The organism is Streptomyces viridochromogenes DSM 40736, assembly GCF_000158955.1.
GTDB lineage: Bacteria > Actinomycetota > Actinomycetes > Streptomycetales > Streptomycetaceae > Streptomyces > Streptomyces venetus.
The window spans coordinates 7,594,025-7,613,667 of record NZ_GG657757.1; the positions used below are offsets into that span (position 1 = coordinate 7,594,025).

A 19,643-nucleotide genomic window follows, 5' to 3' on the forward strand; every position below is an offset into this window, starting at 1 on the left:
TCATGTCCATGGCCCCTCTTGTCACACGATCGCCATTCGGCCGACATGAGACCCCGGCCCACGGGGTCACCCGGGACACGCCGGTCCGTCAGGTGCCCTCTTCTGAACAGGAGTTGACCGATGTAGCGTCCGGCCATGCCGAAACGCACGCGCTTCACGACCTGGAGACCGCTCGCGACGGCGGCCACGGCCGCCCTGGTGGCCACGCTGCTCACCCCGGCCGCGGCACAGGCCGCACCGCGCGGGAGCGAGCCCGTCCACTCCTACGAGAACGCCATCCGCGAGGCCGTCTGGGTGGACACCGGGCTGGACGGCGACGGCGACGGACAGGCCGACCGGGTCGCCGTCGACATCGTCCGCCCCCGCGAACCCGCCTCCAAGGGCCGCAAGGTCCCGGTCATCATGGACGCCAGCCCGTACTACTCCTGCTGCGGACGCGGCAACGAGAGCCAGAAGAAGACGTACGACGCCGACGGCGACGTCGTCCGGATGCCGCTGTTCTACGACAACTACTTCGTGCCCCGCGGCTACGCGGTCGTCGGCGTGGACCTGGCCGGAACCAACCGGTCCGACGGCTGCGTCGACGTCGGCGGCCGCTCCGACGTCCAGTCCGCGAAGGCCGTCGTCGACTGGCTGAACGGCCGCGCCAAGGCCTACACCAGCCGCACGGGCACGACCCGGGCCGAGGCCGGCTGGTCCAACGGCAGGACCGGCATGATCGGCAAGAGCTGGGACGGCACCATCGCGGGCGGCGTGGCCGCGACCGGCGTCAAGGGACTGAAGACCGTCGTCCCGATCAGCGCCATCTCCTCCTGGTACGACTACTACTTCCAGCAGGGCGCCCCGCTGTACGACTCCGGCCCCGAGTGGCTGTCCGACTACGTGAACAGCCCCGACGCCCGCGCCAAGTGCGGTGCCGTGCAGCAGAAACTCGTCGACGGCGCTCCCCGCACCGGTGACTGGACGCCGCTGTGGACCGAGCGCGACTACGTCAGGGCCGCGCGCAAGGTCAAGGCCAGCGTCTTCCTCGTGCACGGCATGCAGGACCTCAACGTCCGCATGAAGCACGTCGGCCAGTGGTGGAACGCCCTCGCGAAGAACGGTGTCGAGCGCAAGATCTGGCTCTCCCAGACCGGCCACGTCGACCCCTTCGACTTCCGCCGCGCCGCCTGGGTCGACACCCTGCACCGCTGGTTCGACCACGAACTCATGGGCTACGACAACGGCATCGACCGCGAGCCCATGGCCGACATCGAACGGCACCCCGACCAGTGGACCACCTCCAGGGCGTGGCCGCCGAACGGCACCCGGGCCGCCACCCTGCGCCCCGACCGCGGCGGCACCGCCGGTGCCGGCACCCTCGGTCTGCACCGCGGTCACGGCACCGGGACCGTCACCGACGACCCGGACCTGGGCGAGACCGACTGGGCCACGCGGATCGACAAGCCGACACCGGAGAAGGCCGGTTTCGTCACCCGGCCGCTCAGCCGCGACCTGCGCGTGTCCGGCTCCTCCGAGGTCACCGTCACCGCGAGATCCTCCACGCCCACGGCCCATCTCTCCGCCGTCCTGGCCGACATCGGGCCCGACACCATCCGCGACTACGCCGACGGCGGCGAAGGCATCACCACCCTCACCGACCGGACCTGCTGGGGCGCGAGCACCGCCGGTGACAGCGCCTGCTTCAAGGAGACGAAGGCGAAGACCACCGACGTCGACTACACCATCGTCAGCCGCGGCTGGGCCGACCTCGGCAACCACGCCTCCGACCTCAAGGGCACCCCGCTCACCCCGGGCAAGCGGTACACGATCACCCTCGACCTGGCGGCGACCGACCATGTCGTCCCCGCGGGCCACCGCCTGGCACTGATCGTCGCGGGCACCGACAAGGGCCTCATCGACCCTCCCGCCGACAGGCCGAAGCTCACGCTCGACCTGTCCCGCACCTCGGCGCGCGTCCCCTTCGTCGGCGGAACGGCCGCCTTCGCCCGCGCCACCACGGGTGCCGCGTTCGTCACCCCCGACGCCGGCTTCCTCGACGGCGTACGAGACCCGCGCACCACTCACCGTGTCCCGGAGGGCAGCCAGTGATCCGCGTCCGCGCCCTGACCCTGACCGCCGCGGCTCTCGCCGCCTCCCTGGTCGCCGCCCCGGCCCGGGCCGGCACCGACTCCCCGCCGCGCACCGGTTTCGAACAGACCGACGGCGCCCGCTGGACGACGCAGCCCGAGGAGCAGGGCTTCCTCAAGGCCGTCGACCGGTCGAGCAGCCGTGTCTCCATGACCCGTTTCGGCACCACCGGGCAGGGCCGCCCACTCCAGCTCGTCCGCATCGGCACCCACCCGACGCCCAACAAGGTGCTGCTCGTGTGCAGCCAGCACGGCGACGAACCCTCCGGGCGGGAAGCCTGCCTGACCACGATCCGGGATCTCGCGTACGCCCGCGACAGCCGCACCCGGCGCTTCCTGGACCGCACCACGGTCCTCGTCGTGCCCACCGCCAACCCCGACGGCCGGGCCGCCGACACCCGCGGCAACAGCGACGGCGTCGACATCAACCGGGATCACCTCGCCCTGCGGACCGCGGAAGGCCGCGCCCTGGCCGCCGTCATCCGCGACCAGCGCCCGGACGTGGTCTACGACCTGCACGAGTACGGCGCCACGCCCCAGTACTACGACAAGGACCTGTTCGACCTGTGGCCGCGCAACCTCAACACCCACGACGCGGTCCACGACGAGGCACGGACGCTCTCCGAGGCGTACGTCCGCCCCGCCGCACAGCGGGCCGGCCACTCGACCGGTACCTACGGCATCTGGACGGACCCCGAGACCGGCGAGCCGGTCAAACAGGTCGCCGGTGACGGGCAGGAGCGCATTTTGCGCAATATGTATGTGAAGCATGCGGTCGGACTGCTCATCGAGAGCCGCGTGGACCCTCTCACCGACGCGGAGAAGGACGACGAGGCGCTGAACAACCGGCGCCGGGTCACCTCCCAACTGGACGCGCTGGCGGGCCTGTTCGCCTACGCCGACCAGCGCCGGGGCGCCGTCGAGGCGGTGACGGACAGGGCCCGGCTCACGGGTTGGGCCGACACCGGCCCCGTCTACGTCGGCGGCGCCGACAACGACGCGCCCGAACCCGCCGAGGTGATCGGCGACCCGCCCTGCGGCTACCGGCTTTCGGCCGCACAGTACGCCGAGGTCGGAGACGAACTCGCGCTGCACGGAGTGCGCGTACGCAAGGACGGGGAGGGCGTGCTCGTGCCCCTGCGCCAGTCCTTGCGGTCGCTCGTCCCGTTGCTGCTGGACGAGCGAGCCACGTACCACCTCACCAAGGCCGTTCCCGAAACGCAATGTTGAAGGGGGTGAAATTGCGCCACACGTGGTAGGGGCGTTACGGAGGACTTACGTCCGTCCTATGTCCCGATGAAAGGTGCCGCCGTGACGCATGACGAAGCAAGAGATCAGGAACCACATGCGGGAGGCACGCTTCCGGGCTCGGAAGCGGGCCTCCCCGGTCAGGAACGGCCCACAACCGACCGGATCGTCTTCGGGGTCACGGCCGCGCTCACCCTCGCCTTCGTGGTCTGGGGGGCCGCGGCCACCGACTCGCTCGAAAGCGTCTCCACCAGCATGCTCAGTGGGCTGATGCACAACGGTGGCTGGGCGTTCATGCTCGCGGCCTCGGGCTTCGTGGTGTTCGCGCTGTGGCTGGCGGCCAGCCGCTACGGCCGTATCCACCTCGGAGCCGAGGGCGAGGAGCCCGAGTTCCGCACGGTGTCCTGGGTCGCGATGATGTTCAGCGCGGGCATGGGCATCGGCCTGATGTTCTACGGCGTGAGCGAACCGCTGTCGCACTACGCGACGGCACCGCCGGGCACGAATCCGGCCGACTCCGGTGAACGCATGGAAACGGCCATGGCCACCACCCTGTTCCACTGGACGCTCCACCCCTGGGCGATCTACGCCGTGGTGGGTCTCGCCATCGCCTACAGCACGTTCCGCAGGAAGCGGCGCCAGACCATCAGTGCCGTCTTCACCCCGCTCATCGGCAAGAAGCACGCGAACGGCGCCGTCGGCCGCGTCATCGACGTCCTCGCGATCGTCGCGACCGTCTTCGGGTCCGCCGCCTCGCTGGGGCTGGGCGCCTTGCAGATCGGCTCCGGTGTGCAGGAGCTGAACTGGATGGACAAGGTGAGCACCGGGCTGCTCGTCACGATCATCGCGGTGCTGACCCTGGCCTTCGTCGCGTCCGCGGTCTCCGGTGTGGAGAAGGGCATCCAGTGGCTGTCCAACACCAACATGGTGCTGGCGCTGATCCTCGCCGTGTTCGTGTTCGTGGCGGGCCCGGCCATCATCGTCCTCGACCTGCTGCCGACCTCGGTCTTCGCCTACCTCGGCGACCTGCCCCAGCTGGCCGGCCGTACGGAGGCCAGCGGCGGGAAGGGTGTCGCGGACTGGCTGGGCAGCTGGACCGTCTTCTACTGGGCGTGGTGGATCTCCTGGACGCCGTTCGTCGGCATGTTCATCGCCCGTATCAGCAGGGGCCGGACCATCCGGCAGTTCGTCGGCGGCGTCATCCTGGTGCCCAGCACGGTCAGCCTGATCTGGTTCGCCATCTTCGGCGGCTCGGCGATGAAGATGCAGGAGCAGGGGCAGCTCGGCAAGGAGGCGACCCCCGAGGGCCAGCTCTTCGACGTGCTCCAGCAGTTCCCCCTCGCGACGGCCACCAGCCTGCTCGTGATGATCCTCGTCGGCATCTTCTTCGTGTCGGGCGCCGACGCGGCGTCGATCGTCATGGGCACCCTCTCGCAGAAGGGAGCGCTCGAACCCGGCCGCTTCGTGGTGGTGTTCTGGGGTGTGGTCACCGGAGCGGTGGCCGCGATCATGCTCCTCGTCGGCAGCGGTCAGGGCGACGCCCTGACCGGCCTGCAGAACCTCACCATCCTCGCGGCGGCCCCGTTCGTCGTCGTGATGACCTTCATGTGCGTCGCCCTCATGCGGGATCTGCGCCGCGACCCCGTCATGGTCCGCGAGCAGATGGGCTCCGAGGCCGTCGAACAGGCCGTCATCGAAGGCCACAAGAAGTACGACGGCGACTTCGAGTTCCGCGTCGGCCCGGGCCGCGGCCCGGACGTGGAAGGCGACCCGATCGGCAAGCACTGACCGCGAACCGCCCGGTCCCGGGGCTCCTGGCCCCGGGACCGGCCGGGCCTGTCCGCTCCGGCGCCCGCGACCGACTCGCGAACCCGCCTGCGCCCGGCTCCTCGAGCTGTCGACGGGAAACCCGGCCCGGGAGGCCGCGCGGGAGCCGGTCAGCCGATCACCAGGAGCGGGTCGCCGATCGCCAGGAGCCGGTCGCCGATCGCCGACCGCGGGGAGCCGCTCGGACCCGATCGCTCGGGCCCCTCAGTCGAGTGCCAGTCGAGCCGCCTCCTCGGCGCACCCCCAGGCCACCGTGACCCCCGCCCCGCCGTGGCCGTAGTTGTGGACCAGCAGGCGGCCGTCCGGCAGTGGTTCGCTCTCCAGACGGACCGTGGGACGCGTGGGGCGCAGACCGACCCGGTGCGCCAGGACCCGTGCCCCGGTGATCTCCGGCCGCAGGGCGGCGCAGCGGCGTACGATCGCCTCCGCCGTCGCGGGGTCGGGCTCCAGCGACCAGACGTCCTCCTCCGCCGTACCGCCGAGGACGAGCCCGTCCGGCTGCGGGAACATGTACGCGTACTCCCCGGCCTCGTCCTTGCGGACCAGCCAGGTGTCGATGCCCGGGTTCTCGACCACGACCAGTTGCCCGCGCACGGGCCGTACGGACTCGTCCGGCACCAGCTCCCGCGCGGCCAGGCCCGTGCAGTTGATCACCACCGGTGCCTCGGCCTCCGCGAACGAGGACACCGTGCGTGCCTCGACCACCCCGCCCGCCGCCACGAACCGCTCCCGCAGCCACGGCAGATGGGCCGGCATGTCGAGGAGCGGCAGCCGTGTCCGGACCGCGGGCCCGGCGTACTCGCCGGCCGTGGTCGCCCGCAGCTCCGGCACCCGTCCCGCCAGCCATCCCTCGACCTCGTCGAGACGGGTCCCGCCCAGCACCCCTTCGACCACGCGTACGCCGCTGCGCACGTCCCGCGCCGCGAGCTCCTCGTACACCTCCAGCGTCCGCAGCGCCCACACCCGGGCCAGCGCGACCGGCTCGATCCGGTACGGCCACCACAGCGCGCCCGCGACCGCCGACGTGGTCGCCTCCGCAAAGTCCCGCGTCCACACCCGCACCCGACGCCCGCGCTCCGCGAGCACCACCGCGGTCGTCAACCCCACGACGCCGCCACCGACAACGACGATCTCGTCACTCCGCTCGCCAGCCATGCCCCGGACCGTAGCGGAATGTGCCATGCCGTGCTCACATCACGCTTTGTATGGGAATACTCACAACATGTGTGCCGAATACACGACCTTCGGTCTGGCACCCGCGATGCGGGCCGGCGGAGTCCTCACCGACGGTGGTTACCAGGTCCACCGGGACTTCGTGGACTTCATCGTCGACGGCCGCCCGCTGCTGTTCCGGCTCTCCGACCTCGACGCGGTCTCCCCGCTCGCCTCCGACGTACCACCCGCGATCTTCACCGCGCAGGTCCGCAGCCTGCTCCTGGAGAGCGCGGCCCCGCTGCCCGGCGGCCGGTACGTCGTCTACGGCTGCCCCGAATGCGAGGACCTGGCCTGCGGCGCCGTCACCGCGGTCATCCGCCGGGACGGCGAGGACTTCATCTGGCGGGACTTCGCCTGGCAGACCGACGAACACGCCGACCTCGACCTCAACGGCTACCACGGCATCGGCCCGTTCCGCTTCCGCGGCGCCGAGTACCGCGCGGCACTGAGCGCCCTGCTCGACGGCTCCGCGCCGGACACCCGGCGTCGCGTCCTGCTGATCGGCGCCCGCGTCGCCGTCCTGGCCAGGCTCGCCGCGGCGTTACGCACCATCGGTGTCGGCGCCGACATCGCCCACGACACCGACGCCGTACCCGCCGACGAACTGCGTGGCTACGACGCCGTCGTCTTCGGCCGTGGCGTGGGAGAGCGGGAACGCGCCGCCGTCCGCGACGCCTTCGAGCGCGCCCGGGTCCCCGTCGCCTTCGTCGACGGCCTCGCCCCGATCGTCCCCCTGCTCGTCGCCCAGATCGAACGCGCCCTGGACCGCGGTCCGGTCGAGCGGCGCCGCCTCACCGGGCTGACCGCGCAGCGCGGGACGGCGGACGTCGACGTCAGCTCCGCCTGCCGGGTCACGCTCACCGCGTACCGCCTCGACCGGTTCGCCCGCGCCCACATCCACGAACTCCTCGACCAGGTCCTCGAACCGGGCCGCCACCGCATCGCCCTCGACGGCAAGGCCGTGAGGGGACAGTCGTTCCTGGTGGCGCGCACCTCCGGAAGCGTCCTGGTGACGGCCGTGACGCACTGACCGCCGTGACGCACTGACCGACGCGGCCATTAGGATCAGCGCTCTGATGACTGCCACCCTCGTCGCCAAGAACCTCGCCGCCGGCCACGGCGACCGCTCCCTGTTCACCGGCCTCGACCTCGTCGTGGCGCCCGGCGACGTGATCGGTCTGGTCGGAGCCAACGGCGCGGGCAAGTCCACCCTGCTCACCCTGCTCGCCGGACTCGTCGCACCCGAGCAGGGCGAGCTGCGCCTGTCCCCGCCGACCGCCACCGTCGGTCATCTGCCGCAGGAGCCGGACCGCAGGCCGGGCGAGACCGTACGCGCGTTCCTGGGCCGACGCACCGGCGTCACCGAGGCCCAGCGGACCATGGACGAGGCGACCCAGGCCCTGGTCGACGGGGCACCCGGCGCCGACGACGCCTACGCTGTGAGCCTGGAGCGCTGGCTCGGGCTCGGCGGCGCCGACCTCGACGAACGCGCTGAGGAGATCGCCGACTCGCTCGGGCTCACGGTCGACCTGGACCAGCCGATGACCTCCCTGTCCGGCGGCCAGGCGGCCCGCGCCTCACTCGCCTCCCTGCTGCTGTCCCGCTACGACCTCTTCCTCCTCGACGAGCCGACCAACGACCTCGACCTGGACGGCCTGGAACGCCTCGAACGCTTCGTGAGCGGCCTGCGCGCCGGGACGGTGGTCGTCAGCCACGACCGCGAGTTCCTCACCCGCACCGTCACCAAGGTCCTCGAACTCGACCTCGCCCAGCGGCGGATCAACCTCTACGGCGGCGGCTACGAGGCCTACCTGGAGGAGCGGGAGGTGGCCCGCAGGCACGCCCGCGACGAGTACGAGGAGTACGCCGACAAGAAGGCCGCCCTCCAGGACCGGGCCCAGACGCAGCGCGCCTGGATGGACAAGGGCGTGAAGAACGCGCGCCGCAAGGCGGGCAACGACAACGACAAGATCGGCCGCAAGTTCCGCAGCGAGGCCAGCGAGAAACAGGCCGCGAAGGCCCGGCAGACCCAGCGCATGATCGAGCGGCTGGAGGTCGTCGAGGAGCCCCGCAAGGAGTGGGAGCTGCACATGGAGATCGCCGCCGCACCCCGCTCGGGCGCGGTCGTGGCGACCCTGCGGGACGCCGAGGTACGGCGCGGCGACTTCGTCCTCGGCCCGGTGTCCCTCCAGATCGACTGGGCGGACCGGGTCGCGGTGACGGGCGCGAACGGCGCCGGCAAGTCCACGCTGCTCGCCGCCCTGCTCGGCCGCGTCCCGCTCGACGCCGGACACGCCGCGCTCGGCTCGGGCGTCCTGCTCGGCGAGGTCGACCAGGCCCGCAAGCTGTTCCACGGCGAGGAACCGCTGCTCGACACCTTCCGCGCGGCCGTCCCGGACACCGAACCGGTCGAGGTCCGCACCCTCCTGGCCAAGTTCGGCCTCAAGTCGGACCACGTCCTGCGCCCCGCGGCGACCCTCTCCCCGGGCGAGCGCACCAGAGCCGCCCTGGCACTGCTCCAGGGCCGTGGCGTCAACCTCCTGGTCCTCGACGAGCCGACCAACCACCTCGACCTGCCCGCCATCGAGCAACTGGAGTCGGCCCTCGACGCCTACGACGGCACCCTGCTCCTCGTCACGCACGACCGCCGCATGCTCGACGCCGTACACGTGAACCGCCGCCTGGAGGCGGCGGACGGCAAGGTGACCGAGCGCTAACGGGCCGTCAGGCGAGTGGCGAGCTCGGGATAGTCCACGACGTACCCCTCCTCGTCGAACTCCAGGTCACCGCGGAAGTCGCCGGAGGCGAAACGGACCCGCCCGGGTCCGAGATGCGTGTACGTCTGCCGTAGGGCCACCCTAGGTTGTGAAGGGCGCGCAGCGCCCCTTCGAAAGGGGCGCGGGGCTGCGGTCCATATGCGGCTGCCGCCGCGCGGGCGCGACCAGCCACGACGGCCCCGCAGCCCCCCACGACTCGACCACCCCGACGAAGCCGTCAGCGACGACCGTTCTTCGGGTCAACCAGCCCCGCCCGACGCAGAGCATCCGCCATCGCACTGTTGGCCGGCGCCGCCGTCTGGCGCGAACCGCCACCACCGCCACGGCCCCCCTGCCGCTGCTGCGGCGGCCGCCCCCCGCGCTGCCGGCGCTCACCGGAACCGCCGCCCTGCCCCTGCGCGCCCTGTGCGGCCGCCTCGTCGTCCAGACGCAGCGTCAGCGAGATCCGCTTGCGCGGGATGTCGACGTCGAGGACCTTCACCTTGACGATGTCCCCGGGCTTCACCACGTCCCGCGGGTCCTTCACGAAGGTCTTCGACATCGCGGAGACGTGCACCAGACCGTCCTGGTGGACACCGACGTCCACGAACGCCCCGAAGGCGGCGACGTTCGTCACGACGCCCTCCAGGACCATTCCGGCCGACAGGTCGGAGATCTTCTCCACGCCGTCCTTGAAGACGGCCGTCTTGAACGCCGGACGCGGGTCGCGGCCGGGCTTCTCCAGCTCCTTGAGGATGTCGGTGACCGTCGGCAGACCGAACGTGTCGTCCACGAACTCCTGCGGCTTCAGCGAGCGCAGCACGGAGGTGTTGCCGATGAGCCCGGCGACCTCCTGCCCCACGGTCTTCACCATGCGCCGCACGACCGGGTACGCCTCCGGGTGCACGCTGGAGGCGTCCAGCGGGTCGTCACCGCCGCGGATCCGCAGGAAGCCCGCGCACTGCTCGTACGCCTTCGGGCCCAGCCGCGTCACCTTCTTCAGCTCACTCCGGGACGCGAACGGGCCGTTGGCGTCCCGGTGGGCCACGATGTTCTCGGCGAGCCCGGAGGTGATGCCGGAGACCCGGGCGAGCAGCGGCGCCGACGCCGTGTTGACGTCCACGCCCACGCCGTTCACACAGTCCTCCACCACCGCGTCCAGCGACCGCGACAGCTTCACCTCGGACAGGTCGTGCTGGTACTGGCCGACACCGATCGACTTCGGGTCGATCTTCACCAGCTCGGCCAGCGGGTCCTGCAGGCGCCGGGCGATGGACACGGCACCGCGCAGCGACACGTCCATGTCGGGCAGTTCCTGCGAGGCGAAGGCGGACGCCGAGTATACGGACGCGCCGGCCTCGGAGACCATCACCTTCGTCAGCTTCAGTTCCGGGTGCTTGGCGATGAGCTCACCGGCGAGCTTGTCGGTCTCGCGGGACGCCGTGCCGTTGCCGATCGCGACCAGCTCGACCGCGTGCTCCTTCGCGAGCCGCGCCAGCTTGGCGATGGCCTCGTCCCACCGGTTGGCCGGGACGTGCGGATGGATCACGTCCGTGGCGACGACCTTGCCGGTCGCGTCCACCACGGCGACCTTCACACCCGTACGGAAACCGGGGTCGAGACCGAGCGTGGCACGCGTGCCCGCGGGGGCCGCCAGCAGCAGGTCGCGCAGGTTCGCGGCGAAGACCCGCACCGCCTCGTCCTCGGCGGCCGTGCGCAGCCGCAGCCGCAGGTCGATGCCGAGGTGCACGAGGATGCGGGTGCGCCACGCCCAGCGGACCGTGTCCGTCAGCCACTTGTCGCCGGGACGGCCGCGGTCGGCGATCCCGAACCGGTGCGCGACGATCCCCTCGTACGACGACGGGCCGTCGGCCGGCTCCTCGGGCTCCAGGACGAGTTCGAGGACCTCCTCCTTCTCGCCGCGCAGCATGGCGAGGATGCGGTGCGAGGGCAGCTCGGTGAACGGCTCGGCGAAGTCGAAGTAGTCGGCGAACTTCGCGCCGGCCTCCTCCTTGCCGTCCCGCACCTTGGCGGCCAGCCGTCCCCGCACCCACATGCGCTCGCGCAGTTCGCCGATCAGGTCGGCGTCCTCCGAGAACCGCTCGGTGAGGATCGCCCTGGCGCCGTCGAGGGCCGCCTGCGGATCGGCCACGCCCTTGTCGGCGTCGACGAACGCGGCGGCCGCGGCGAGGGGCTCGACGGCCGGGTCGCCGAGCAGCCCCTCCGCCAGCGGCTCGAGACCGGCCTCACGCGCGATCTGCGCCTTGGTGCGCCGCTTCGGCTTGTACGGGAGGTAGATGTCCTCCAGACGCGCCTTCGTCTCGGCGCCCCGGATCCGTGCCTCCAGTTCCTCGGTGAGCTTGCCCTGCTCGCGCACCGACTCCAGGATGGCGCTCCTGCGTTCCTCCAGCTCCCGCAGATAGCGCAGCCGCTCCTCGACCGTGCGCAGCTGCGCATCGTCGAGCATCTCGGTCGCTTCCTTGCGGTAGCGGGCGATGAAGGGCACCGTAGAACCGCCGTCGAGCAGTTCCACGGCGGCCCTGACCTGCCGCTCCCGTACGCCGAGCTCCTCGGCGATCCTGCTTTCGATGGACCCTGCTCCGAGGGACCCGGGTGTCGTCACGATCCCGTACCGCCTTCTCCACTGAGGTTGCGCGGCAATTGTGGCAGGTGACACCGCGACTCGGGGATCAGGGCGGCCCCGGCAAGTCGGGGACCGGGCTCAGGCCCTGCGGCTGCGGGTGGCGGAGGACGCCCCGCCGAACAGCCGGGCCAGGGCACGGAAGGGCAGGGTCACGACGGTGGCGATGGCGCCGCCGATCTGGCGCAGCACGTCTGCGATAGCACGGAACACGTAATTCCCCTTTCACCTCTCCCGACCGGACCGGCCGGGAGAGGACGGGTACCTCACCGACGCCTCACCATGCGTCATGACGATCACGTGTCCCCGGGACGGTCACGACCGGTGCGGAGCGGCCCTCACGCCTTGCCCAGGAGATCAGCCGGATAGGCCCCCGCCGTGAGCGCCGCGTGCACGAACGCCCCACCCAGCTCGGTCAGCCGGGCGACGCCATCCGGGCCGAGGTGCTCGTACGGGGCCCGGTCGAGGCGGTCGGTCTCCCGCTCGATCTCCTCGCGCAGGGCGACGCCCCGCTCGGTCAGCTCGCCGGGCCCCTCCAGCAGCCCGCGCTCACGCAGCCGGTCCGTCGCCGCGTCCCAGTCCTCCTGGCGCCAGCCGCGGGTGGAGAACACCCACTTCGGTGCCATGCCCTTGCCCGTCGCCGTGTGGGTCACCATGGCCTCGAGGCCGTCCAGTCCCGCGGACATCAGCACGGCCAGGTGCCCGTCACCCCGGTGCTCGCGCAGCAGGGTCGCCGCATGCCAGTACGCGAGGTGCGGTTCCTCGGGAACGGGCAGGTCGGCGTGGGCGGCGTAGAGCGGCCGCGCCCCACGCGAGCAGGCCTCGGTGGCGCGCAGCGCGAGCCGCGCGGCCTCGGCCATCTCCGCCGACGCCACGGCCTCATCGCCCAGCAGACGGCGCAGCGTCGCGTCGACCGCACGCGCGCGGGCCGCCAGCACCTGGCCGGGCGTGGCGCTCTCCCACACCGCCGGCACGTGCCGGGCCACCAGCTCGTACTTGTAGTTGTAGAAGGCCGCCGCCACCGCCCCGGCCCCGACCGCTCCGAGGGCGGCGGACCGCACGGCGAAGTTCACGGCGTGGGGGTGGGTGACTCCGACGGCACCCAGCTCCCGCCCGAGGTCCGGCGAGAAGTAGTGCGTCGCGTGCAGGGAGTTGAGCACGTTGTGGCAGCGTCGGCCGGCGAGCGGCTCAAGGGCGGCAGTCGTCATGCCCGGCAGGTTACCAACCGCTTGGTATGTCCTCTACGGTCGTGCCTCGCGTGGCAGGAAAGGTGGGGAACTCGTCATTGCGGCCGTACTCGACGCCCGCGAAGAATCGACGGCATGGCCCAGCGCACCGTACTCGCCGTCCTCTTCGACGGCGTGCAGAGTCTCGACGTCAGCGGGCCCGTGGAGGTCTTCGCCGGGGCGGAGCTGCTCTCCCCGGGGTCGTACCGGATCCGCACGGCCTCCCTCGACGGCGCTCCCGTGCGGACCACCAGCGGCCTGACCCTCGTACCCGACGAGTCCCTGGCCACCGCGCCCGTCCCGCACATCCTCCTCGTCCCCGGCGGGCCGGGCTCCCTGAGCCCCGACCCGCGTCTGGTCGACTGGGTCCGCGAGCACGGACCGCGCCCGGCTCGTCTGGTCTCCGTGTGCACCGGCGCGGCGGTGCTCGCCGCGGCCGGCCTGCTGGACGGCCGTCGCGCCACCACCCACTGGGCCTACTGCGACCGGCTCGCCCGCGCCTACCCGGCCGTCGAGATCGACCCCGAGCCGGTCTTCGTGCGCGACGGGCACATCGCCACCTCGGCCGGTGTCACCGCCGGCATCGACCTCGCCCTCGCCCTGGTCGAGGAGGACCTGGGCCGGGAGGCCGCCCTCACCATCGCCCGGCACCTGGTGGTGTTCCTGCGCAGGCCCGGGAACCAGGCCCAGTTCAGCGCCCAGCTCGCCGCCCAGACCGCACAGCGCGAGCCCCTGAAGGAGATCCAGCGGTTCGTCGCCGAACGCCCCGACGCCGACCTCTCCGTCGAGGCCCTGGCCGCCCGCGCCCGCCTCTCACCCCGCCACTTCGCCCGCGCCTTCCGGGCGGAGACCGGCATGACGCCCGGCCGCTACGTGGACCGGGTCCGGCTCGAACACGCCCGCCGCCTGCTGGAGGACACCACGGACGGCATCGAGGAGATCTCCCGCACCAGCGGCTACGGCACCCCCGAGGCCATGCGCCGGGCCTTCGTCAGAACCCTGGGCACACCTCCGGCCGAGTACCGCCGCCGCTTCCGCCCCGCGACCACGCCCTGAACCGACCGTCCGGCCCACCCTCCGGCCCATGGAAAGGACCCCATGCAGATCGCGATCGTCCTCTACGACCGCTTCACCGCACTCGACGCCGTAGGACCGTACGAGACCCTCGGCCGGATCCCGGGCGCGGAGACCGTCTTCGTCGCCGAGGAGGCCGGACCCGTACGCAACGACACGGGGAATCTCGCGCTCGTCGCCGACCGGACCCTCGCCGACGTGCCGAACCCGGGCATCGTCGTCGTCCCCGGCGGCCCCGGCCAGGGGGCGCTGATGGAGCACGCGCCCCTGCTGGACTGGCTGCGCACCGCCGACGCCACGAGCACCTGGACGACGTCGGTGTGCACCGGCTCCCTGCTGCTCGCCGCCGCCGGACTGCTCAGGGGGCGGCGCGCCACATCCCACTGGCTGACGCTGGAGGAGCTGAAGCGGTTTGGAGCTGAACCCACGGGGGAGCGGGTGGTCACCGACGGGAAGTACGTCACCGCGGCGGGCGTGTCCTCCGGTATCGACATGGGGCTGACCCTGCTCGGCAGGGTCGCGGGCGACGAACACGCCCAGATCGTCCAGCTCGCCACCGAGTACGACCCGCAGCCGCCCTACGACGCCGGATCGCCCGGGAAGGCGCCCGCGCACCTCGTCGAGCTGCTCCGGACACACGCCGAGGCCATCCTCACGTAGACACGCTCCAGCCGAACCGCGGCTGCCGGCGCTCCAGGAACGCGGCGACGCCCTCGGCGGTGTCGCCGCTCGCCCGCGCCTGCCCGGCCCAGTGCGCGTCCCGGTCCGTACGTCCGTCCGCGAACTCCTTGGCCGCGGCCTGCGTCAGCTGTGAACGGGACACCAGGGTCCGCGTGAACTCGGCGACCCGCTTGCCGAGTTCGCCCTCGGGCAGTACCTCGTCGACCAGACCGGTGCGCGACGCCCGCCCCGCGTCGATCAACTCGCCCGAGAACAGAAGGTACTTGGCGGTGGCCGGCCCCACCAGGGACACCAGGCGCCTGGTCGAGGACGCCGGGTAGACGATGCCGAGCTTCGCGGGCGTCACACCGAACAGCGCCCCCTCCTCGGCGAACCGCAGATCACAGGCCGCCGCCAGCTGCGCGCCACCGCCCACGCAGTGCCCGCGCACCGCTGCCAGCGTCGGCTTCGGGAACGCGGCGAGCGCCTCCTCGGCCGCCACGGCCAGCCCCTGCGCCTCGTCCGGCGAGCCCCGGAGCGTCGAGATGTCGGCCCCGGCGCAGAACGTCCCGCCCTCGCCGGTGAGCACCAGCGCCCGCACGGCCGGATCGCCCGCCAGCGTGTCGAGCACCGGTGGCAGGGAACGCCACATCGCCGCCGTCATGGCGTTGCGCTTCTCCGGATGACGTATGACGACGGTCGCGACCGAGTCGGTCACGCTGTACAGCAGCTGCGGCTCCATGCGCCGGATGCTATCCGGAGGCCAAACCCGTACAACCCGAATAGTTCGCCGAGACGGCACAACAGAGGCAGGACCAGTCCCACAACTGACCGTGTCATACGCCAACGGTCAAAAGTGCTCGATAGTTGCTGACTTCTGTTCAGGCCTGGGGTCCGGAGCGCATCGTTACCAACACTCGAGGTGTGGCGACAATCGAGCGCGAGGGTGGCGACCGGACGATGGACGACGACGGGCGCGGGCCGGGCCCACGCCCACAGGGCGGCGCGGAGCCCCTCGGCCCCGGCCCCGCTCACCCACTGCCGTACGAGGGGGTCTGGCGGTTCTCCGCTCCGGCGGTCGACGCCTCTGTCCCGCAGGCCCGGCACGCCGTACGGGACCTGCTGCTGCGGCAGGGCGTGCCGGTCTCGGACGACCTGGCCCAGGGGCTGCTGCTGATCGTCTCGGAGCTGGTGACGAACGCCGTGAAGCACGCCGCGGTGCTGTCCCCGACGATCGCCGTCGAGGTGGCCGTCGGCGCCGAGTGGCTGCGCGTGTCCGTGGAGGACAACCACCCCTACCGGCCCACCGCCCTGGAGACCGACCACGGCCGGACCGGCGGACGCGGACTGCTGCTGGTGCGCGAGGTCGCCCGGGAGGCGGGGGGCCTGTGCGACGTCGACCACACCGCGAGCGGCGGCAAGGTGATCTGGGTCGCCCTGCCGCTCAAGCCCGCGCGCTTCTCCTAGTGCCTGCTGCGGCACTAGACGCCGGCGCCGCCCCTCTGGGCCCCGGCGCCGCCCCGCGCCGAGGAGGCATCACCAGCCGGCCGACGAGCCCGTCAGCTCCCTGATCGCCGGCCGGGCCGCGTCCAGGACGGTCATGAACCAGGACGAGAAGGTGTCCTTGGCGTGCCGCTCCGACAGCTCGGGCGGCGTCACGAACGCCGTCGACGCCACCTCCTCCGTGTCCGGCCGCAGCACGGCCTGCACCATGCCGACGAAGAGGTGGTTGTACTCCTGTTCCACCAGCCCGGACTCCGGGTCCGGGTGGTTGTAGCGGACCGTGCCCGCCTCCGCCAGCAGGGACGGGGACGCGCCGAGCTCCTCGAAGGTCCGCCGCGCCGCCGCCGCGAAGGGCGCCTCGCCCGGGTAGGGATGGCCACAGCACGAGTTCGACCACACGCCGGGGGAGTGGTACTTGCCGAGCGCGCGCTGCTGGAGCAGCAGCCGGCCGTACTCGTCGAAGAGGAACACGGAGAACGCGCGGTGCAGTTGTCCGGGTGGCTGGTGGGCGGCGAGCTTCTCCGCGGTGCCGATCGTCACGCCGTCCTCGTCGACCAGTTCCAGCAAAATCGCGTCTGCGGTGCCGTTCGACGGGTTGTGCGTCGCGGTGGCAGGTGTGATCGGCATACCCATCCTTCACATCGGTCTTCGCGCCCCAAGTCTGCCGTACGAATCCGGCACTCTCGGCACTTCGCGGCGCGCCCGCATGTCCCGCGCGACGGCGCGGAGCGCGGACAGGGCCGCTCGGTCGCCGGAAGAGGCACCCAGGAGGTGATCGTGCCCGGCGGGGTGGGCCGAAAATCGTCGCTGCCAAAGCGGTGGGAGTAGGGGCCGGGGGCGCGCGCCGTAGGGCTGCGTTCCCCGGCGCACTCACCCCGGCACGCGCCCCACCAGCACCTCCAGTACCAGTGGTGGCGTCAGTGACAGAGACGCGCCTCGTGCTCCGCGTGACCGCTCGGCTCCAGCTGGAAGGTGCAGTGCTCCACGTCGAAGTGGCCACCGAGGCAGTCCTGGAGCTCGTGGAGCATCTTCTCGTGGCCGATCACACTCAGCACGTCCGAGCTGACCACCACGTGTGCCGACAGCACCGGCATGCCCGAGGTGATCGTCCAGGCGTGCAGGTCGTGCACGTCCTCCACCCCGTCGGTGGCCAGGATGTGAGCCCGTACCTGCGCCATGTCGACCCCCTTGGGCGCCGCCTCCAGCAGGACGCCGAGGGTCTCGCGCAGCAGCTTCAACGTACGCGGCACGATCATCAGCGCGATGACGAGCGAGGCGATCGGGTCGGCGGCCTGCCAGCCCGTGAGCATGATCACTCCGGCCGCGACGATCACCGTGACCGAACCCAGGGCGTCCGCCGCCACCTCCAGGAACGCGCCCCGCACGTTCAGGCTCTCCTTCTGGCCGCGCATCAGCAGCGCCATCGACACCATGTTCGCGACGAGGCCGATCACACCGAACACGATGGCGAGCCCGCCCTCCGTGTCCGCCGGTGTGATGAAGCGCTGGACCGACTCGTACACGACGTAGCCGCCGACGCCGAGCAGCAGCAGACAGTTGGCCAGGGCGGCGAGGATCTCGGCGCGGGCGTAGCCGAAGGTGGCCCGGTCGCTGGGCGGGCGGTTCGCGAAGTGGATCGCGAGCAGTGCCATGCCGAGGCCCAGCGCGTCCGTCGCCATGTGCGCCGAGTCGGCGACGAGCGCGAGTGAGTCGGCGAGGACACCACCGACGATCTGCACGACCACGATGCCGAGCGTGATCGCCAGCGCGACCCGCAGCCTGCCGCGGTACGCCGAGGTCGCCGTACCGCCGGCCGCAGCGCCGTGCGCGTGCCCGTGATCGTGCCCTGCCCCCATGAAGGCCGCCCTCCTGTGTCCGCCCTGATCGTGCTCGGGCACCCCAGTGAACTACGGGTAGGGGGTATGTGCAACGCGGCACTGAACACCGTTGTCATGTGCCCTGACCTGCGGAAACGATGCGCAGGTCAGAGCATCCCGAGGGGATCAGGCGTCGTGGTGCAGCAGCCAGCCGCGCCACGCCGACTCCGCCATCTCGCGCACCCCGCGCCGCGCGGTCCAGCCGAGTTCCTCGGCCGCCCGCGCCGCCGAAGCCACCGCCCGCGGCGCGTCCCCGGCGCGGCGGGGCTCGACGACCGGGGGGCGCCGGTCGCCGGTGACCTCGCCGATGACCGTGATCAGCTCGCGCACCGAGACGCCCTCGCCGCGCCCGATGTTGACCGTCAGATCGCCGGATCGACCCCGCTCGGCGAGCCGCCGGGCCGCCGCGAGGTGTGCCTCCGCCAGGTCGGCGACGTGAATGTAGTCACGAACGCAGGTGCCGTCCGGGGTCGGGTAGTCGTCGCCGAAGATCCTCGGCGCCTCGTCGCGCGTGAGCCGGTCGAAGACCATCGGGACGATGTTGAAGACACCCGTGTCGGCCAGCTCCGGCGCCGCGGCGCCCGCGACGTTGAAATAGCGCAGACATACGGTGGAGATCCCGTGTGCCCGGCCCGCCGCCCGCACCAGCCACTCCCCGGTGAGCTTGGTCTCGCCGTACGGGTTCACCGGCGCGCAGGGCGTGTCCTCCGTGATGAGATCCACACCCGGGTCTCCGTACACGGCCGCCGACGAGGAGAAGACGAAGCGCTCGATCCCGGCCTCGGCGACGGCTTCCAGCAGGGTCGCCAGACCGCCGACGTTCTCCCGGTAGTACCGCGTCGGCTCCGCGACGGACTCCGCGACCTGCTTGCGTGCCGCGAGGTGCACCACCCCCGTCACGCCGTGCTCGGCGAACACCCGCTTCAGCAGGTCCCCGTCGAGCGACGAGCCCTCGACGAGCGGCACGCGGTCCGGGAGGCGCGCGGGCACCCCGGCCGAGAGGTCGTCCAGCGCGACGACGCGCTCCCCGGCCTCGGTCATGGCCCTGGCCACATGGGCCCCGATGTAGCCGGCCCCGCCGGTGATCAGCCAAGTCATGGTCGCCCACCCTAAGGGGTCCTTTCACCATGCCCGCCCGGGTCGCGCGGCCTGGCACCGCGCCTCGCAAGGCGCTCCGGCGCCTTGCGGTGCACGGCACCAGAGCACGCGACCTGATCGGGCGCCCATAGTGAAAGGACCCCTGAGCTGCCCCCGCCGAAGCCGGCGCAATGTCCTCGATGCCCGGTCTGGGAGGCGCGGTTTGTGGGGCGGGCCCCGGATCCACGATGATGATCGCGGCAGCGGCTTTGCGCGAACCGCGTTGATCAATCCGCCGAACGGGCGGTGAACACGGCCTTCCCGGCATCCGATAGCCTCTGCCGACAATGCCGCCCGGGAGCCACCGGAGCGGGCGCCCCCACCATGTACTGCACCGGCGCGGACGCGTC

At 71.9% G+C, this 19,643-nt stretch carries 17 protein-coding genes; 8 read left to right on the top strand and 9 right to left on the bottom strand.

Annotated features, from left to right (window positions below; translation table 11 throughout):
• Positions 1-135: 135 nt before the first annotated feature.
• The 3 genes from SSQG_RS33235 to SSQG_RS33245 all read left to right on the top strand — a co-directional run bounded on the left by SSQG_RS33235 (position 136) and on the right by SSQG_RS33245 (position 5,165).
• Positions 136-2,091 carry a Xaa-Pro dipeptidyl-peptidase gene (locus tag SSQG_RS33235; protein WP_003994358.1) on the top strand — a complete coding sequence of 652 codons (1,956 nt, stop codon included), beginning with the start codon at positions 136-138 and terminating at the stop codon, positions 2,089-2,091.
• Complete coding sequence (locus tag SSQG_RS33240) at positions 2,088-3,359, top strand: M14 family metallopeptidase (RefSeq protein ID WP_003994359.1); 1,272 nt, start codon at positions 2,088-2,090, stop codon at positions 3,357-3,359. The genes SSQG_RS33235 and SSQG_RS33240 overlap by 4 nt, the downstream gene beginning before the upstream one ends.
• Positions 3,360-3,425: 66 nt before the next feature.
• Positions 3,426-5,165: a BCCT family transporter gene (locus tag SSQG_RS33245; RefSeq protein WP_003994360.1), complete on the top strand. Its 1,740-nt coding sequence runs from the start codon at positions 3,426-3,428 to the stop codon at positions 5,163-5,165.
• A 243-nt stretch (positions 5,166-5,408) separates the two neighbouring features.
• Here the strand turns inward: SSQG_RS33245 and SSQG_RS33250 are convergent, their stop codons facing one another.
• Positions 5,409-6,359: an FAD-dependent oxidoreductase gene (locus tag SSQG_RS33250; RefSeq protein WP_003994361.1), complete on the bottom strand. Its 951-nt coding sequence runs from the start codon at positions 6,357-6,359 to the stop codon at positions 5,409-5,411.
• Between the two features lie 67 nt (positions 6,360-6,426).
• Between SSQG_RS33250 and SSQG_RS33255 the strand changes: the two genes are divergently transcribed.
• Positions 6,427-7,449: a hypothetical protein gene (locus SSQG_RS33255; protein ID WP_003994362.1), complete on the top strand. Its 1,023-nt coding sequence runs from the start codon at positions 6,427-6,429 to the stop codon at positions 7,447-7,449.
• Between the two features lie 46 nt (positions 7,450-7,495).
• Positions 7,496-9,136 carry an ABC-F family ATP-binding cassette domain-containing protein gene (locus tag SSQG_RS33260; protein ID WP_003994363.1) on the top strand — a complete coding sequence of 547 codons (1,641 nt, stop codon included), beginning with the start codon at positions 7,496-7,498 and terminating at the stop codon, positions 9,134-9,136.
• On the opposite strand, the gene SSQG_RS41125 is transcribed toward SSQG_RS33260, so the two are convergent.
• From SSQG_RS41125 to SSQG_RS33270, 4 genes are all read right to left on the bottom strand, one after another.
• Positions 9,133-9,276, bottom strand: a complete 144-nt coding sequence (locus SSQG_RS41125; protein ID WP_244299331.1) for a putative glycolipid-binding domain-containing protein — start codon at positions 9,274-9,276, stop codon at positions 9,133-9,135. The two genes, SSQG_RS33260 and SSQG_RS41125, sit on opposite strands and share 4 nt — an antisense overlap.
• Positions 9,277-9,413: 137 nt before the next feature.
• Positions 9,414-11,798, bottom strand: a complete 2,385-nt coding sequence (locus tag SSQG_RS33265; protein ID WP_003994364.1) for a Tex family protein — start codon at positions 11,796-11,798, stop codon at positions 9,414-9,416.
• Between the two features lie 99 nt (positions 11,799-11,897).
• On the bottom strand, positions 11,898-12,029 hold the full coding sequence (locus tag SSQG_RS43570; RefSeq protein WP_276327110.1) for an LPFR motif small protein: 132 nt from the start codon (positions 12,027-12,029) through the stop codon (positions 11,898-11,900).
• Positions 12,030-12,154: 125 nt separating this feature from the next.
• The gene (locus SSQG_RS33270) at positions 12,155-13,024 is read right to left on the bottom strand and encodes an SCO6745 family protein (RefSeq protein WP_039934168.1); all 870 of its coding nucleotides are present in this window, start codon (positions 13,022-13,024) and stop codon (positions 12,155-12,157) included.
• Between the two features lie 114 nt (positions 13,025-13,138).
• Between SSQG_RS33270 and SSQG_RS33275 the strand changes: the two genes are divergently transcribed.
• Together SSQG_RS33275 and SSQG_RS33280 are read left to right on the top strand one after the other, a co-directional pair.
• On the top strand, positions 13,139-14,098 hold the full coding sequence (locus SSQG_RS33275) for a GlxA family transcriptional regulator (protein ID WP_039934170.1): 960 nt from the start codon (positions 13,139-13,141) through the stop codon (positions 14,096-14,098).
• 42 nt (positions 14,099-14,140) lie between these two features.
• Positions 14,141-14,776 carry a DJ-1/PfpI family protein gene (locus SSQG_RS33280; RefSeq protein WP_003994368.1) on the top strand — a complete coding sequence of 212 codons (636 nt, stop codon included), beginning with the start codon at positions 14,141-14,143 and terminating at the stop codon, positions 14,774-14,776.
• On the opposite strand, the gene SSQG_RS33285 is transcribed toward SSQG_RS33280, so the two are convergent.
• Positions 14,769-15,518, bottom strand: coding sequence for an enoyl-CoA hydratase/isomerase family protein (locus tag SSQG_RS33285; protein WP_003994369.1), 750 nt, complete (start codon positions 15,516-15,518; stop codon positions 14,769-14,771). The genes SSQG_RS33280 and SSQG_RS33285 overlap by 8 nt on opposite strands.
• Positions 15,519-15,736: 218 nt before the next feature.
• On the opposite strand from SSQG_RS33285, the gene SSQG_RS33290 reads away from it, so the two are divergent.
• The gene (locus SSQG_RS33290; RefSeq protein WP_052310491.1) at positions 15,737-16,243 is read left to right on the top strand and encodes an ATP-binding protein; all 507 of its coding nucleotides are present in this window, start codon (positions 15,737-15,739) and stop codon (positions 16,241-16,243) included.
• A gap of 69 nt (positions 16,244-16,312) precedes the next feature.
• Here SSQG_RS33290 and idi read toward each other — a convergent pair whose 3' ends face one another.
• The 3 genes from idi to galE all read right to left on the bottom strand — a co-directional run bounded on the left by idi (position 16,313) and on the right by galE (position 19,254).
• Positions 16,313-16,906 carry an isopentenyl-diphosphate Delta-isomerase gene (gene idi / locus SSQG_RS33295; RefSeq protein WP_003994371.1) on the bottom strand — a complete coding sequence of 198 codons (594 nt, stop codon included), beginning with the start codon at positions 16,904-16,906 and terminating at the stop codon, positions 16,313-16,315.
• 290 nt (positions 16,907-17,196) lie between these two features.
• Positions 17,197-18,135: a cation diffusion facilitator family transporter gene (locus tag SSQG_RS33300; RefSeq protein WP_003994372.1), complete on the bottom strand. Its 939-nt coding sequence runs from the start codon at positions 18,133-18,135 to the stop codon at positions 17,197-17,199.
• A 147-nt stretch (positions 18,136-18,282) separates the two neighbouring features.
• Entirely contained in the window at positions 18,283-19,254 is a 972-nt protein-coding gene (gene galE / locus SSQG_RS33305) for a UDP-glucose 4-epimerase GalE (RefSeq protein ID WP_003994373.1), read from the bottom strand.
• Between the last annotated feature and the right edge of the window lie 389 nt (positions 19,255-19,643).